Source organism: Saprospiraceae bacterium (genome assembly GCA_016713025.1).
Classification (GTDB): domain Bacteria; phylum Bacteroidota; class Bacteroidia; order Chitinophagales; family Saprospiraceae; genus OLB9.
In genome coordinates, this window is sequence record JADJPZ010000004.1 from 1535754 (window position 1) to 1554577 (window position 18824).

At 39.8% G+C, this 18824-nt stretch carries 8 protein-coding genes; 7 read left to right on the forward strand and 1 reads right to left on the reverse strand.

Annotation, left to right across the window (positions count from 1 at the left end; all coding sequences use genetic code 11):
* Nucleotides 1-30: 30 nt before the first annotated feature.
* Nucleotides 31-11043: a T9SS type A sorting domain-containing protein gene (locus IPK35_12880; protein MBK8054130.1), complete on the forward strand. Its 11013-nt coding sequence runs from the start codon at nt 31-33 to the stop codon at nt 11041-11043.
* 367 nt (nt 11044-11410) lie between these two features.
* On the opposite strand, the gene IPK35_12885 is transcribed toward IPK35_12880, so the two are convergent.
* Nucleotides 11411-11776 (reverse strand): hypothetical protein, encoded by a 366-nt coding sequence (locus IPK35_12885; GenBank protein MBK8054131.1) that lies wholly within the window; start codon nt 11774-11776, stop codon nt 11411-11413.
* A 258-nt stretch (nt 11777-12034) separates the two neighbouring features.
* On the opposite strand from IPK35_12885, the gene IPK35_12890 reads away from it, so the two are divergent.
* The 6 genes from IPK35_12890 to mptB all read left to right on the forward strand — a co-directional run bounded on the left by IPK35_12890 (nt 12035) and on the right by mptB (nt 18777).
* Nucleotides 12035-13105, forward strand: a complete 1071-nt coding sequence (locus IPK35_12890; protein MBK8054132.1) for a ketoacyl-ACP synthase III — start codon at nt 12035-12037, stop codon at nt 13103-13105.
* Nucleotides 13106-13471: 366 nt separating this feature from the next.
* Entirely contained in the window at nt 13472-13990 is a 519-nt protein-coding gene (locus IPK35_12895; protein ID MBK8054133.1) for a hypothetical protein, read from the forward strand.
* Nucleotides 13991-14080: 90 nt separating this feature from the next.
* The gene (locus IPK35_12900; GenBank protein MBK8054134.1) at nt 14081-15121 is read left to right on the forward strand and encodes a glycosyltransferase; all 1041 of its coding nucleotides are present in this window, start codon (nt 14081-14083) and stop codon (nt 15119-15121) included.
* Between the two features lie 146 nt (nt 15122-15267).
* Entirely contained in the window at nt 15268-15957 is a 690-nt protein-coding gene (locus tag IPK35_12905) for a glycosyltransferase family 2 protein (protein ID MBK8054135.1), read from the forward strand.
* 17 nt (nt 15958-15974) lie between these two features.
* Nucleotides 15975-17459, forward strand: coding sequence for a glycosyltransferase (locus tag IPK35_12910; GenBank protein ID MBK8054136.1), 1485 nt, complete (start codon nt 15975-15977; stop codon nt 17457-17459).
* Complete coding sequence (gene mptB, locus IPK35_12915; GenBank protein ID MBK8054137.1) at nt 17431-18777, forward strand: polyprenol phosphomannose-dependent alpha 1,6 mannosyltransferase MptB; 1347 nt, start codon at nt 17431-17433, stop codon at nt 18775-18777. The genes IPK35_12910 and mptB overlap by 29 nt, the downstream gene beginning before the upstream one ends.
* Nucleotides 18778-18824 lie beyond the last annotated feature (47 nt).

Sequence of the window (18824 nt, forward strand, 5' to 3'; positions counted from 1 at the left end):
AAGCCAATAATACTTTTAATAATCATATTTTTGGGTTTAGAAGCAATTGGGCAGTGCCCCACAAAACCTTCTAACCCTGTAGTCATAAATGAAGTCTCAGGTGATTCAGGACAGTCAGACGCATCAAATGATGGTATCGTAGAGCTCGCAGGAATACCGGGAACCAATATCGGCGGTATGGTAGTCACCAACGGTGAATGGGCTGTCATCATTCCTGCAGGCACACTTATGCCTGCTGATGGTGTTTATCTCATCGCCTGCTCTCAGCAATCTGTCTCTGCGGCAGGCGGAGTCGCAGGAGAAGGTATAACTAATAGCTGTGTCCCAGGCACCAATGGTCTGTCATGCCCCCAATGCGACTATCCGGGTCTTGTTCCGGATTTTGATGTTTGCAACCCTGCAAATGCGATTTACTATGATCCTGCAGCCTCAGGATTTACTATTGATAATGCAGATGCGTCGGATGGTGATCAGGTAGTATTGTTCAATAACGACGGTACCATTGCTGATGCTGTAAAATGGGGAACAACTACTACGACATCAGCCGGCGCCACTACATATGGCGGATCATCAGGGGATGCTGACAACGTGGCTCCCAGCACTTCGGGCTACACCTTAGGTACCCCCGGAATCAGAGGCGATGGTACGGCTGCCACAGGTGTCCCCTTGATGCCTGCAGGCAATTGCCCCGGTCCGGCAATAACTTATGTGATGCCAAGAACAGACGACCCCAGGTATGTCAACCTCGGGACAAATATAAAAGGCTGTAACAGCTCTTATCAGCGTAGCGGTGCCATTGCAACAGCATCGTTGGTGGGTAGTGGCACTGATGTGATGAATGCTGCGTCCCAATGGAATATCAATACTGCTTTAACACAAACCGGCATTCAGACCAACAACACATCGACTGCAGCAGTCAACAATACCAATCACCCAACCCCAGGTGTACCAAATTCAACGCCTGCTTTCGCATGGATACCTCCTTCTTCACTTAATGTCTGTAGTCCGCAAACGTTTACTTTTGGACTCGAAGTGTATAATTACCAGCATGTGTCCGGTCTTTCTTGTGCGGGTGGTTTGATCACTACTTCCGGAAATGCAGGTAGTGAGATTGGTTCTGTAGTAATTGTCAACGAAGGAGCTCCACAGACATGGACCAGCGTTACACCCAATACCACCACCGGAACCACTACCCTGTCGTTTACCACAGCAAGCCTGGGTGAAGGTACACATACGATCAGATTGCAATGGGATGATTACACCAATTGTTGTTCGGGCGCAGAGTGTTATGAATCTGTCACCTATACTGTAAAAGTATTGCCGACGTTTACACAATCCAAGACCTCCATCAGCTGTCCAACAGATGCTGTCGCCGGCTCCATTAATCTATCGCCATTTTTTAGCGGAGGAAACACACCCTATACTTATACTATTTCGTCAGATGCTGGAAATGTAAGTACTGGGGCAGGTGGAACTTTGTCAGGATCTATCATGACTCTGCCTGCAACCGCTACCGGCACTTATATCATAAAAGTAGAAGAGGCTGCACAAGCATGCGGTACCCCTAAATACATAACAGTAAACAGTAATTGTGCTGCAGCACCACCAGCCTGTCCTGTGTTTATAAACGATGCAAGCTGTAGCACACCAGACGGAGCAAAATGCCCCGGAGACATCATTCAAATGTCATTAAACCCAACATCATCCACTAATCTTCCAAATGGTGGAAGCATAGAATGGGTGCTGGATACGGACAATGATAATGATGTCTTTGATGAGCCAGCTGGTAGCGTGATAGCATCACAAACTATAAGTGTGACTGCTTCTTCTGTTGTTTATAAAGATTGTTCAAACCTTGTTGCAGGCGATGTTGTCATTGTCGATATACAATCCGATGCTGATGATAGATTTTCCTTCATACCACTTGTCAATATAGCGGCCAGTACAACCATTATTTTTACAGACAGGGGAGTAAGTGGATCTGGATGGTATGCTTCTTCAGGTGCAGCAGAATCAGGTTTTATCAGTTGGACAGCACCTTCAGGTGGAGTACTGGCTGGCAATATCATTACCATTACCGTTGCCGGTGCGTTAACTCCAGGTACGTTAACTAATCTTTCAATTTCAGGGCCTGGCACTATAAGTTATTCAGAATCAGGTGGAAGTGGAGACTTTTCATTAGCAAATGATGGTGATCAGGTATTGGCTTATTGTGGAACAGCAGGTACATATCCATCATCGTTTATATATGGTGTCACTACTTATGCTCAAAATCTTTGGCAATACAACTCAACCGAAGGGTCGAACTCTTCTGATATCCCTGAAGGCTTAACCAACGGATCCACCGCTGTGGCAGTAGGTGTAAATAATACAAACGGTAACGAATACGATAATGCAATTTGGAATTGTAATACAGGTACCATTTCAGACACTCGAAACAACATACTTTCCAATGTTTCTGATTATACAAAATGGACAGGAAATAATACAAGACAATCACTACCATCTTGTTCTGTGAATGTAACGGGGGCTACAAGTTCAACATTGACTACCCTTGCCCCAACATGCGCAACTTATACTATACCTACCTCAATGTGCAACACCACCATACGCATTAAACCAAGGATATCTCCGGATCCTGGAAGTGCAGACTGTACAGGTGACAATAACCCCACTTTACCATCAAAAATATATACCATCACTTGCCCGTCTGTAACCCTGACAGGTGGTGGTAATGCCTGCGCCCCAACAACTGTTCCTTTGACGATCACATTTACAAATCCTTCAACTGGATTTTCAGCAACAGTCAATTATAGTATCAATGGGATTGCACAAACTCCGCTCACAATAACATCCAGTCCTTACACGCTCAATGCAACATCATCTGGAACTTATGTGATCACAAGCGTGGCTTTTTCTTCACCCGCTTCAACATGTAATGCTACTATATCTGGATCATCTGAAGTTACCATATCACCATTGGTGACTGCTACTATTACAGGAGGAACATCCCCATCTACTTGTGCCGGTTCCGGGACTGTAAGTATTACATTGGCAGGTACAGCTCCATGGTCCTTTACCTTGCGCAATACCACCACAGGAGCATCATACGATCTCACTTCAGATGCATCTCCGTATACAGCAACTGGTTTGGCACCTGGAACATACTCGGTAGTATCTGTTAGGGATGACAATAATTGTGCAGGGACCACTTCTGGAATGTACACTGTTACAGCACCTGCAGACCTGCCCGTACTTGCAGTCATCCCAGCACAGACTGTTTGTTCGGACTCACCTGTTATAAACCTGACTTCATTGAACCCAACTGTCACAGGAGGTTCAGGAGGTGGTAGCTACACCTGGTACTATGATGACCCATCCCTGCCTGGAACACATATACTGGTCCCAAATCCGAATTCAGTAAACATTACTGTTAGCAGAACATTTTATGTAAGATATACAGACGCATCGTCATGTACAGCCTACGGATCTGTGATGGTGAATTTTTCAACATTACCAGCTGTCACAGGTACCCCTACAAATCAGGATTGTACTGCGGGAACACCGGCGAAGATAGATGTGTCCATTCCGGCAGCCACAGGATATGCTTATACTATTACTACTGGAACATCGGGGTCAGGAACTTTGGCCACAGCCATTGCTGCTACAAGTTCGACGCTGACGTTCACTGCAGGAGGTGGAATTTTAACCGGTACAGGAGGAGGATTACCTTCATACCCTACTACAGGAGGTACATCATATACAATAAGGGTATTTAATACGGCTTCAGGCTGCTTTACAGACATTACTAGAAGTGTTTCATCCCAAGCGTGTTTTGTTTGTCCTTCTATAGGTAACATCAGCACCATAGCACCGATATGTAAAGGTAATACTTTTAATATAACTGCAACAAACCTGGTCAACTTGTGTATCGCTAACAATACAGAACGTAATTTTGGTATCTCATTTGTCAATTTTATGGGCACCACTCCACCTTCAGATGTCTATTCTGGTGGAACATTGATGGGTACAGTACCTTACAGCGTTATCAATTCATGTGCAGGTTCTGCCACATTATCAAATTTAGGAGGAAGCTTGGATGCAGGAAGTTACACTATATGCGCTATTCTTTCTCCCACCTCGGACAATGTCACCTGCAGACCTTATCAATGTGTAACATATACAATCAATGCATTACCTACAGTTACCACTACAAGCAATGGTCCTGTGTGCACTGGTCAAACTATCAACCTGCAGACAACATCTCCTACTGGTCTGCCTGCCTCTGCCTATGACTGGACAGGACCTGGAGGATATATCCAGAACGACACTCAGAATCCTTCCAGGACAGGAGCCACTATATCCATGGCAGGAGATTACACAGTCACTGTTACAGATGTAAATAACTGCTCCGGGGTCAGCACGGTAAATGTCGTAGTACAACCTTTGCCTTCATTAATACTTGGAACTAATCCGACAGTCTGTTTGAAATCAACCACAGCCAGTTTACCTTTCACTTCAATAACAGGCGCTCCGAATCAATTTTCCATAGACTTTGATAATGCAGCAAATGCGGCAGGTATTTCAGATATTCCTTTAACCGGTCTTACATCCAGTTCAATTGGCATCACATTGCCGCCATCACTTGCAGCCGGAACTTATTATGGGACTATTTCTGTAATTAACAGCGCCTCATCGTGTACAGGAATACCAGTTTCCTTCAGTATAACTGTTTTAAATGATATCGTAATCGCTGCTGAGGCAACCTGTACAGGAGTTTCTCAGCCTATGACTGGTATGTCATTGGATATTAGTGCTTATACACCACAATACTATATCACAGTTACCAGTGTTTCAGGTGGAAACAATGCTAATTATAATGTATCAGTTCACGGTAGTACTCAGGTTTATTCAGGTAGTCCATTGACATTCGGTCCATTTAATCATTCAATCCCATTGACCGGCAATGCCCCAATTATTGTGACTGCATCAGATTATATGCCCAATTTCGGATTACCTACTTGTTCTGGTACAACCTCAGTTGATGAAACGATTTGTGCCCCAAGCGGTGTCTACTGTGATTGCTCTGGAACTGCACCTGTCCCTCCAAATGGAGGAGTAATCATTGCTCAAGCCAATCCCGGAACATATAACAATAATGGCTATACACAATTTTATGTTCTCGTCAATTCTGGTATTATCGTTACTTCCAATAGCACTGGACTGTTTACCAATCTCAGTGAAGGTACGTACCTGGTATATGCCGTCAATGTAAAAAATTCAGATTACGCAACATTGTTGGCTTCGATGAGCCAGGGCACTCCAATTGTAGGCTTTTCCGGAGGATTAAATCCTTGTTATGCCATTTTAGCTTCACCGGCTTATGTTGTAGATTGTCATCCAAACATATCTTATTCAGCCGTCCAACCTGTATGCAAGCGGGATGCAGTCACATTAAGTACTTCGGCTACAGGGGGGAAGCCCAGTTATTCCTATCTGTGGAACGCCAACTTATCAGGCACTATCAACGGAACACCTGCCGTTACAGCACCAACGTTTACTTTTCCTGCTTTAGGAAACCATCCTTCATATGGACCATATTTTGTTACTATTACAGATGCAAATGGTTGTATTACCACGGGTGATGCACTCTATGTCCCAATCAAACCATCTCTATCAAAACCTGTTATCAGTCCTATGATTACAGGTTGTGACGGTTACATGCCTGCTATTACTTCAACTTGCAGTAATGCAGTACCTGATTTTTCAAATGCGATTTTTAATTTCGACAAGGAAGATCTATTACCTATATATATTGGAACAGGAGCGGAATCAGTAGTCCGTGTAAGCAATGATGTAGGTGGACCAACTTTTTTATCAGGCAACCCATCTTCGGGTTCAAGCTTAAACACCTCATCATGGAGGACTCCAACATTAGACCCTAATAAATTCATTGAAGTTTGCATCAGACCAGAATCCGAATGTTACACTTTAAATATTACAGGATTTTCCTTTGATTATCGAAGATCAGGAACAGGACCTCAAAATTTAGAAATCCGATACTCTACTGATGGCTGGCAAACCTTTACAATTCTGGGCTCCTTCTCTGGATTTGAAGATTCACAATTTTTAAATTCAGGTATTCTTAACTTAAATCAATGTTCTAATGCTGTGTGTTTTAGAATTTATGGTTATAATGCCTCATCATCAGTTGGGACCTTACGACTAGACAATATCAAAATTTCAGGTAATTCATCGGTCGTAAGGTATAATTTTTACAAAAATAACATCAACGGCACGCTACTTGCAGCAGCTGTAGCTTCTTACACACCCACAACAAAAGCAGCGTCAGGACCCGAAATCATTTGTATTCAAGCCGTCAATACAGTACCTTGCAACCCTTTATGTGCAAGCGACTTAAGCTGTACCACCGTAATTTCCAACAATAATACACCATCCCTTAGTTGCAAAAACCATATAAATATAAGTGTGGATAAAAATTGCGAAGGCGGGTCTCTGGCAGAATTATTTACTTCTACTGCAAAAGTTCTGCCAGAATTCTATACGGTTATTGTAAAAACAAATAAAGGAAAGATTGTTTCGCCAGTATCTTACAAGGAATTCTTGGGCCAAACCCTCACTGTATCAGTTGTTGATAGATGTAATAATAATAGCTGTTGGGGAACAATGAAAATAGAAGATAAAATGCCTCCTATCATAGTCTGTAATTCGTCAATTACGGTGCAATGTGATAGTGCTGCATTATTTCTGAGGAACAATATAAGTGGAATTGATCCCAATCGAGTTTTGTTAAGACCTGCTAAGTTTGACAACTGTGGATTTTCTTCAGATTCGCTCCTGACATTACATGATTTTAGAAAGGACTGCGGGGGTATGATCGTTAGAAACTGGTCTTATACTGACTGTGGTGGCATGACAGCCAAATGCAAAGATACTGTTTTTATTGTGCCTATCAATATGGATAGAATTATGTGCCCAAATAAAGAAGTGGTTGTTGATTGTGGTGTTGACATTTCACCTGATGGTATTTATGATTTTTTTGGAAGCAATTCAACATCAAGAAGAAATGCCTATCCTTATGTTAACAGAACAGGTACAACCCCCGTGAGATTAGATAATGTCTGTTCATTTATAACTTTTTACAATGACGTTACACTTGAAGCATGTTCAGTAGGCTGTAAAGGCAACAATAAAGTGATCAGAAGATGGACAACACTTGACTGGTGTACTGGTAATCTTTATGAGTGTACACAGGTTATCAAGTCTATCGACACAGAAGGACCTACCTTCTTAGTGAACGATGAGACAGTAAGTACCAATCCATGGGGTTGTACAGCAGACTTCTGGATGCCTGAGGTATGGGAACTTCATGACAATTGTGACCACCACCCAACTATCACAGTTAAGGCAGCTGATATCGTTCATGGTTTGACAGTGACCTGGGTAGCAGGCAAAGGATGGAGAGCAGCAGGAGTACCATGCGGAGTAACCACATTTAAGTACATAGGCACTGACTGTTGTGGTAATGAGACAATACATCTTATGGATATTACTGTAGCTGACAGAACAGCACCAGTACCTGTGACTAAGCAAAATATCGTAGTAGGTCTTACTCCCGGATATGATGCACATGGTACAGCAGATGCAAGTGCTAAATTGTTTGCACCAAGTGTAGACAACGGATCAAATGACAACTGTAGTGATGTAAGAATCGAGATCAGAAGAGCTTTGAATTCTCCTTTATGTTCAAATATAGGATATTACGGACACAATAATAACAGAACATACAGCAGTATGCCTGGTATTAATTTCTCCACTAGCTCATCTCCTACAGCCAATATCACCTGGACATGGACAAGCAGTAGTGGATCACGAACAAGAGATGCCGGAGTAAGTCCAACCAATATGAACTGGAAAGTAGTATTGATAGATGAGGCACAGGGACAATGGACATGGAGAGATATGAGTGTCGTAAATGGAGCTACTGTAGTAAGACCTGAATTCTGGGACTACACAGGATCAGTAGGTGCAGGATCAACATGGAGAACATCCAGAGCTAATATTACCAGAGCAGATGCTACTAAGTTACACAACTTCTTAGATACTGACGGTGGTAAGTTTGTGAAATTCTGTTGTGAGGACATACCTGCCGGTCAGGCGTTTGGATCACATGATGTACAGATGAGAGTGTGGGATGATGGTAACAAAGACGGATGTATCGGATGTTGGGTATTAGCAACAGATGCCAATCCAAATCCACAGCAAGACAACTTCAATGAGACGTGGTCAACTGTAAGAGTTGAAAACAACAATCCACCGATCCTAGTATGTCCTAAAGATGCCACGATCTTCTGTGACTGGCCGATAGAGACAAGCGTAGGTGTTTGGAAGTCTGTGGCTGGAGTAAACTTCGACAAGACAGGAGTAGCAGAAGCTAACGGAGCTTGCGGAAATCCTGCTGTTGAATTCAGCGATGCAGAAGAACTTGATAAGTGTGATCTTGGTTGGATTAGAAGAACCTTCAGAGTACCATTCACTCCTAAAGGTTCAACAACCGTACAATACATAACGTGTAGACAAAATATCAGAGTACTTCAAAGCAACAGCACACAGGTGTGGAATTTTGCTGCAGACAGCAGATACTCTCATACTGCACCTGCAGTAAATACTAACCAAACTGTATTTTGTAATGCACCAACAGGCGCCCCTGCGCCGGTAGCATGTACCGGACCTACAGCTGCAGACATAGCTGCATGGGAACCAAGATATGTACAGGCACCATGTGATGTGATCGGATTGAACGTAAGCCAGCCTGAGCAGTTTGACTTCGAGGATGGAGTATGTAGAAAGTGGGTAGTGAAGTACAAATTTGTCAACTGGTGTGATCATAAAGAAGTATGTTACTACAAGACCTTTGTATTTGAAGATGTGATAGCTCCGGTAGTAGCATGTAAAGATACATGTATCGCAGCTGGTGCAAACTGTAAGACTACAGTGACCTTGACAAAATCAGCAAATGATGATGGTGGCTGTATTCCTAACGATCCTAACAGATGGTTGAAGTGGTATGTAGTGATTGACGAGTGGGCAGATGGTACTGTTGACTATGCTTATAGTTCATTTGTACCTACCAACTGGAACTTTGGTGGTGGACAAACACTTCAGGTTTCTCCGGGAGTTTGGGTACCTGCCAAATATGTAGCTCCGAGCAAGCCAAAAGATAATATTACAATTACATTCCCTAACATCATTGAAGGTAAGCACAGCTACCATAAAGTGACATGGAAAGTAACAGACGGATGTCATAATTTCGGTGCATGTACAGAGACCATCGAGGTGAAAGACAAAAAAGCACCAACACCTTATTGTGTACACCTTAGCACAGCACTGATGGCAACACCGGCAGGAAGCACTGCTAAGCCAATGGTAGAGCTTTGGGCAAGAGACTTTGATAAGGGATCATTTGACGGAGACCTTGCATGGCCATGTACAGCACAAAAAGACTTGTTGTTTACATTCAATGGTGAGCACCCGATATTGACAAGCTTGAATACAGAGCATTTATTCAAAGGAAAAGGACTTTCAGCTACACCTGCTGAATATGCTGCAGGAACAGCACAGAAATGGTTACCTGCCACTAAGACTTCAGGCAAAATCTGGACAAGCGACGCATTACAAGGTAAGTCTTCCAATGAAGTACAAGTAAACGTAAGCGTATGGGATTGGAATCTGAATACAGACTTCTGTATGGTCAATCTTAAGTTAGTATGTAATGGTAACGGATGTCCTACAGGTGGTGCAGGATCTAGAATAGCAGGTACAGTAGCAACTGAATCAAATCAGACTGTCAGCAATGTCACTGTGACAATAGATGCCAATATCACTGAGTACCCAGTATCAGTAACCACTCCTTCGAATGGTACATTTGAGAAGAGTGTTCCAAACGGAATCGATTACGAAGTTACAGCGAGCAAAGGTGGAGACTACATCAATGGAGTAAGTACACTTGACCTTGTGATGATTCAGAGACATATCTTGGGTATTGAGACATTATCTTCACCATACAAAATGATTGCAGCAGATGTAAACAATGATGGTAAAGTAACAGCTCAGGATCTTACAGAGTTGAGAAAATTGATCTTAGGTATCTACAATGAGTTGCCAAACAACGCAAGCTGGAGATTCCCTATATCATCTCAGACAATGAATGCAAGTACACCATTCCCTTATCTTGAGAAGATAGCAATCTCTTCTTTGGACAAAGATATGATGAACCAAAACTTTGTAGCTGTTAAGGTAGGAGATGTCAATGGTAATGTAACTACCAATGTTGCTAGCCCAGCAGTAGAAAGCAGAAGCGCAAATACAGTTGCTATGACTGTAGCAGAGCAAACTATCGCAGCAGGTGATGTAGTAGACATCGCAGTTACAGCAGCCAACTTCAATGATGTAGCAGGCTTCCAGTACACTATGAACCTTAAAGGTGCAAGCTTTGTAGGTATCGATGGTGGTGCTATAGGAATCAATGACAATAACATCGGAGTGATTGCAAATGACGTAGTAACTATGTCTTATGCATCTGACAAAGGTGTTACAGTAGCTAATGATGAAGTACTCTTTACTATCACAGTAAAAGCAGACAGAGCAGTGAAAGTAAGCGAAATGCTTTCAATCGGATCAGCAGTGACTTCAGCAGAAGCATACACTAGCGACCTTAAAGTGGGCAAAGTAAGCTTAGAAGTAAGAACAGCTCCAGTAACAGCTATCGAGTTGATGCAAAACGAGCCTAACCCATTCAAGGGTCAGACTACAGTAAGCTTCAACATGCCTGAGCCAGCAGCAGCTTCCTTAAGTGTATATGATGTAACTGGTAAAGTAGTGACAGTAAGAAACATCAACGCAAACAAAGGCTTGAACAGTGAAACATTCACAAGAGAGCAGTTGGGAGCAAGTGGTGTGATGTACTACACACTTAAGAGCGGTGACTTCACAGCAACTAAGAAAATGATCATCATCGAGTAATCGGTGCTGATGATCTGAAAATCTAAACATAAGTGGAGGTTGGAAACGACCTCCACTTTTTGATAAATCGGTTTTTGGGATGGCCTCTCTTCGAGCAATTGAAGGGGGGCTTTTTAAATTTATCCATCGACCACCAAGCTGAGCAAAGCGAAGACTGGTGAGCGATCTTGGACCCATCGACCACTAAGCCGACAAAGGAGGACTGGTGAGCGATTCATAATTCAACATATAAAAACCTGATTGTCGAAGTTTATAACTTCGATACTATATTTTAAGAATTTGCAATTCAAACATTTTACCCATCGACCACTAAGCTGAGCAAAGCGAAGACTGGTGAGCGATAACTATTTATTAAGATCTATCAACTTCAGTTATTATTTTGATGTATGATGTCAATAATGGATTTACATGCAACTAATATAATTTCCCTACCTACTGTTGATATCACCTGATCCTCATCGGGTTGAAGAGAATCTTCCACCAATGCCAGCATATCTTCCTGCTGATAGTTTTCAAAGAATGTATCAAGTGCTTTTGAAAATGAACCAGAAAGAATTGAATTAAAAACTCCCCAGTTTTTTTCTTCTGCTTCTTCAAGGTCTTGTCCTTTTAATGTGCTTATTTTACCGCACTGCTCGCTGGCACTATAATAGAGAATCATAGTCAGGTACTCAAGCATACCGGATTCTTCACTACTCAACAGACTTTGATTATCTTTGTCTATAAATGCCATCAAATCTTTTTGATCAGTAAAAGTTGCTCCAACTTTGATTTGTAAACATTTTGATCTTCAAAGATGTCAATATATTTATTAATCGTACCGTCAGTGATATAAATCATATTACAAATTAATTAGCTAAATAAATGGACAAAAGTATTTAAAAATCCTTACATTTGATGCTTGTATGGTGTTAATTGATTCTTATACCCTCAATATAAGTTTTGCTATGTATTACATGCAAAGCACTATTATATTAGTAAACAAATCTTTATGTTACGCACAGTTATAACAGGTACCGGAAGTTTTATTCCTGAAAATATTGTCTCTAATGATGACTTTATCAAAAACACATTTTATGGTGAAGACGGAAACATCATTGAAGCACCTTCACATGAAATCATAAAAAAATTTGAAGATATCACCGGTATTTCTGAAAGAAGGTATGTGTCTGAAGAATTGATGGCATCAGATTTAGGATATATCGCAGCAAAAAAAGCAATAGAAGATGCCAATATGGATCCGGAAACACTGGACCAGATCATTGTTGCACACAATTATGGGGATGTGGCCTATCACTCTGTCCAAACTGATGCTGTACCTGCTTTAGCTTCTAGAATAAAACAAAAGCTTGGCATAGTGAACCCGTCATGTATAGCTTATGATATATTATTTGGATGCCCTGGATGGTTACAAGGCGTGATACACTCTGATGCTTTTTTTAAAGCGGGGATTGCCAAAAAGATACTGGTGATAGGTGCAGAGGCATTATCCAGAGTGATAGACCCTTATGACCGAGATAGCATGATATTTAGCGATGGTGCCGGCGCGACTGTATTGGAGTACGTAGAAACCCATAGTGATTCGGGTGTAATAGCTTCAGCAGTTCAATCACACTGTGTGCAGGAAGCAAATTATATCAATTTTGGTGAGTCATACCGACCAGAGAGTGACCCGAACATCAGGTATATAAAAATGAAGGGCAGGAAAGTTTATGAATACGCTATTAAAAATGTGCCATTAGCTATGAAGTATTGTGTCGAAAAAAGTGAAGTTGACGTCAGGGCTATAAAAAAGATTTTTATCCATCAGGCAAATGAAAAAATGGATGAAGGTATAATAAAAATGTTCTACAGATTATATGGTATCAAAGATATTCCACACCACATCATGCCTATGAACATTCATAAATACGGAAATAGTTCGGTTGCGACTATCCCGACCCTTTTTGATTATGTAAAACACGGCTGGATGGATGATCATGAATTGAAGGAAGGAGATATCATTATGTTTGCATCCGTGGGTGCAGGTATGAATATCAATGCTGCGATATACAGAATGTAATTACGACTTTACTATTATTATCCAATTAGTTAATCATTATAACTATTCAAATTTTAAAATGGATTGTTGCATTTTTGACAATACCTCCATAAAAGTGGAATTTAGAGTATGTTTAAAATTTATCCTTTAGCAATAAAATGTCTTATTTTGGCTGCAAATTCGTTAAAATTTTCGTCAAATTGCCCATTCGCCGCGGCGGACTGCAAAATTTGCCTTTTTTCGCTCAAAATAAGTTCATTTTATAATCCAAAAACAAAATTTAAACATACTCTTAATCCTATAAAAACATAGGTTAGTATAAAAAAGCTATAGATAAGTAAAATTATTTCTTTAATTTTGTTCTGTAATTAAATATATACAAACGATATGGCTGCATATAAAGAATATAGGTTTGGTGGCGGCAATAGTCCATTTGGATTTTTAGGCCCATTACTCATTCTTGCTGTTTTTTTTACTGTTTTGTTTTTTATGGCGAAAGGTCTTTTCTGGTTATTGTCATGGGCAACACCGGTCTTACTTATTTTGACTTTGATCATTGATTACAAGGTAATAAAAGACTTTTTCATTTTTATTTGGAAGCTGCTCAAAGAAAATCCCTGGGCCGGAGTATTAGCAGTAGTAATGATTGTTTTTGCATATCCTTTTGTAGCTGGATATCTCTTTGTAAAAGCTTTAGGAAAGAGAAGTATTAAAAAAGCAATGGAAAAAGTAACTCAGGAAAAAACCACTTATACTGACTATGAAGAAGTAGTCGATGAAGATGATTCATTTTTAGAACTTCCGCCATTAAAGCGAAAACCGGAGCCAATCCGACAAGAAAAAGGCAATGTAAGCGAACCCGTCAAAAACGACAAAGCCAATGAATATGATGATATGTTTAAATAAACACCATTGATCTTTTTTGGCATTATAATTTTTTCAGGTTTTGTTTATATATTCGTCTTATACTGGATATATTCATACTGGAATATACCAATGGACATAGTTTCGAAAAATACAGCAAGTAAGATAAATGTCTCCATTATAATTGCTGCCCGTAATGAAGAACAAAATATTGAGGCATGCCTGCGAAGCATCATTGCAAATGATTATAAAAAAGAAAACTTTGAAATTATTGTTGTAGATGACCACAGTACAGATAATACAAAAGATGTTATTATCAGCCTTCATACTCCCAATATCAGGGTTATAAGCCTTCCGGAACATCTGCAGGGAAAAAAAGCTGCCTTATCTTATGGAATTGCAGTAGCTAATCATCCTATTATCATAACGACTGATGCTGATTGTAAAGTAAGTCCATACTGGATCGAATCACATGCAAAGGTTTACCAGAATAGCAATGTTCAGATGTGCACCTCGGTCGTACTACCGGAAGAAAGTCCATCCATCCTTAATGTATTTCAATTTTTAGATATGGTTGCAACTATGGCAACAACTATGGCCGGGATCTTATCCCAAAAATACTACTTGGCAAATGGTGCCAATCTGAGTTTTAGGAAGGAGGCTTTTGTGCAAACTGGTGGATACGTCGGTAATGAAAATATAGCTTCCGGTGATGATATTTTTCTAATCAATAAAATTGGTAACGCTTATCCTGGATCTATCAGGTTTATCTCAGATCAATCAGCTATAGCCATCACAAAACCGGAAAAATCTTGGGATTGCCTATGGTATCAGCGTATCAGATGGGCTTCCAAATCATCCAAGACCAATAATCATACACTCATGGCACTTCAGGGTTATATATTTCTGTATTCCTGCCTGCTTGTCATCGGATGTATTACAGGTATTATCCTGACATCTGAATCACTTGTATTTTCAATAATGATAGGAATACTTATCAAATACACGGCAGACTATTTCTTTCTGCGAAGATTAAGTACACATTATGGACGGCAAATTATATTGTCTTATTTTATTCCAAGCTTTTTGATATATTTCATTCACATCATAGCTTCCGGTATAGTCGCCTTATTTCCAATAAATTATCGATGGAAGGGCAGAAGCGTCAGCTGAAAAGGCTTGACGTGTGTTATAATAACAATCCAATTAAAAAATCTCCAATTATCTTCTAAATGCAATTTTATACAAAAGGAAAACGAAGAATAGCTTTCCGGATGTCCTCATTTTTTACTATATTTGCGTTGTAAAGCAATTGAAATTTGACACCAGTCATTGATGTAATTATTCCGGTATTTAACGAAGAGGATTCCATTGGGAAGGTACTTGATGAAATACCACCTTACTTGGTACGTAATATTATTGTTTGCGACAATGGAAGTAGTGATAGAACTAAGGAAGTAGCAAAAAATAAAAAAGCGATTACAGTAACTCAATCTTTAAAAGGCTACGGCAATGCGTGCCTGAAAGGAATGGATTATATATCTAAGCTTGATATTCATCCTGATATTGTAGTATTTTTGGATGGTGATTATTCTGACTTTCCGGACGAAATGCCTGAATTAGTCCGTCCCATTGTAGAGAACAACAAAGATTTGGTGATTGGTTCACGTGCGTTGGGTCAAATGGAAAAAGGGTCCATGATGCCACAACAGATTTTTGGCAATTGGTTGGCTACCAACTTGATAAGAATCATTTATAATTACCAATTCACAGATTTGGGGCCATTTAGGGCCATAAAGTATCAGCGGCTTCTGGACTTGGAAATGGAAGATAAGACCTTTGGCTGGACTGTTGAAATGCAAGTAAAGGCTGCTAAAAAACGTTTAAACGCTTGTGAAATACCAGTCAGATACCGCAAAAGAATAGGAAAGTCTAAGGTATCTGGTACGATTCGTGGCTCTATCCTGGCAGGTCATAAGATCCTGTGGACTATTTTTAAACTTATATAATATGAATAGGAATAAACATGTTTGAGATTATTGGGTATGTACTGGTCATAGTTTATTCCATCGCATTGATATACATTACGATTTACTGTCTTATGCAGCTGCATTTACTATACAGATATCTATTTTCAAAAGCTAAAATAAATAAAAACCCGCATCTTCCTGATTACCCATCTGAATGGCCATCAGTCACCATACAATTACCTCTTTACAATGAAAAGTATGTGGCAGAGCGTCTGATTGATAACATCATCCAATTAGATTATCCTAAACATGCGCTAGAAATACAAATACTCGACGATTCTACTGATGATACAACCAATATCGTTAATAAAAAAGTAGCTCAATATCATAAACTTGGCTTCAACATATGCGCGATCCGCAGAACTGCCAGAAATGGATTTAAAGCAGGTGCACTCAAGGAAGGATTGCCATCGGCGCAAGGTGAATTTATTGCAATTTTTGATGCTGATTTTCTTCCTAAGAGAGATTTCCTCAAAAAAACCATACCTGCTTTTGGGCAACCTGAAATCGGCGTTGTACAAACAAGATGGACGCATATCAATCAAAAAGACTCTCTGCTTACTGAAATGCAGGCTCTGCAACTCAATGTACATTTTACTGTGGAACAAACCGGCCGTTATAAAGCTGGATATTTTTTACAATTTAACGGTACTGCCGGAATTTGGCGTAAAAAATGTATCACGGATGCTGGTGGTTGGGAAGCAGATACACTTACTGAAGACTTGGATCTCAGCTACAGAGCACAGCTGAAGGGTTGGAAAATTCAATACATGGAAGATATCTTAGCTCCGGCAGAATTGCCGTCTGAAATCAATGGTCTGAAATCGCAACAATTCAGGTGGATGAAAGGTGGAGCAGAAACAGCCAAAAAATTGTTGCCAAAAGTTTGGTTGTCAGAAATTCCATTTATCCAAAAGATTCAGGCAACAGTGCACCTTTTGTCCAGTACAATCTTTATTTTTGTTTTCTTATTGGGTGTTTTTAGTTTCCCTTTGTTGTTTTTTATAAATCCATTGGGTCTTGACCCCGGCAAGTTTTCGTTTTTTATGATATCCATGATTGCTATCATTATGGTATACTATGTGGCCAATGTTCAGACTGCCTGGCCAAAAGAAAATAAAATATGGATGATTTTCAAATTTATATTTTTATTTCCTGTATTTCTATCATTGTCTATGGGACTTGCTTTTCACAATGCCCTTGCGGTAGTACAGGGTTTAGCTGGCAATAAATCACAATTTGTAAGAACCCCGAAATATGGAACTGCTGAAAATGCAACACCAAAATTCAGGACATCTTACTTTTCAAAAAGCTTGAGTCTGGTTTCTGTAGGTGAAGGTTTGCTAAGTCTTTATTTCATATTTGCAGTATACTATGGCTGGAAGTACCAGATGGCATATTTTCTGCTATTTCATATGATGTTGGCTTTAGGATATTTTATCTTGTTTTTATATGCAATCAGAAGTAAACTATTCAGCTGAACCATCTCGGGTTAAGATTGTGAAACATCTCATTCTCCTGTGTTTCATACTTTCTGTAGGTGCTATTGAATTTTTCTTCGATCAAAAAGATTTTTATTCTGCGTTTCCCATATTTACTATTGGCTTCGGATTGATGTTATTGATATATAAGTCAAATTACAATTTGAAAATAGTGATAGCTGCCGGCATCATCACACGTATGGCAATGTTATTTGTATTCCCCGGTTTTTCTGATGATATATATAGATTTTTCTGGGATGGCAGACTCATTTTGGAAGGTATCAATCCTTATGGTATCATGCCTAAAGATACTTTACAGCTCCACCTGCCATATCTCAACACAGAACTGTTTCATTTATTAAATTCGCCGGAGTACTACACGATATATCCACCTGTCAATCAACTTTATTTTGCTATCAGTGCCTTAGCTGGCGATATCAAATCCTGTGTTGTCATCATGAGATTGCTCATCATCACAACAGAGCTCGCAGGCATTATGTACCTGCTGAAGTTGCTGAACAGAAGAAATCTTGAAACTAAATGTGTAATCCTGTATTATTTAAATCCATTGGTAATTCTGGAATGTATCGGAAATCTTCATTTTGAAGTTGCAATGCTATCATTCATGCTTATATCTGTCTACTACATATTTGATTCAAAGTATATGAAAGGAGCTTTTTTTCTGGCATTCAGTGTAGGTATAAAATTGCTGCCATTGATGATCGTTCCGTTTTTCCTTTTCAGAATGCCTTCCAAAGACCGTTTCAGATTTTCAGGCCTTCTTGGCATCTTTTTGATGATCATTTTTATACCTTTAGTTTCTGGCTTCGCATCGTCTTCCTTTTTGAGTAGTGTGGACTTATACTTTCGTAAGTTTGAGTTTAATGCAAGCATATATTACGTGCTCAGATATGCCGGAAATTTGATTTCAGGATATAATCTCATACAATTTATCGGTCCATTATTGGCAATTGTAACATTGATGACCAATATCTATTTTGCAAATAAGTCCAAAAAATACTCAGAAACAAACTTTTGGAATTACAGTCTTATAGTATGGACTACTTATCTAATGCTATCTACAACTGTGCATCCATGGTATATCATCTCTGTAGTATTATTCGGAATACTCTCAGACAGGACCTATCCTTTAGTATGGTCATTTCTTGCTTTCATTTCGTATGTCAACTATAGTCAACTCACCTATCATGAAGATCTCTGGTTTGTGGCTGTAGAATACCTTTTGTTATGGTTTGTTTTAATATTTGAATATAAAGGATCTATTCTATTTTCTACCGTTAGGGCTAAATTACTATAGAACTATCGCCAAGAGCAAAATAACCCATGGTATAGATTTTAATATAA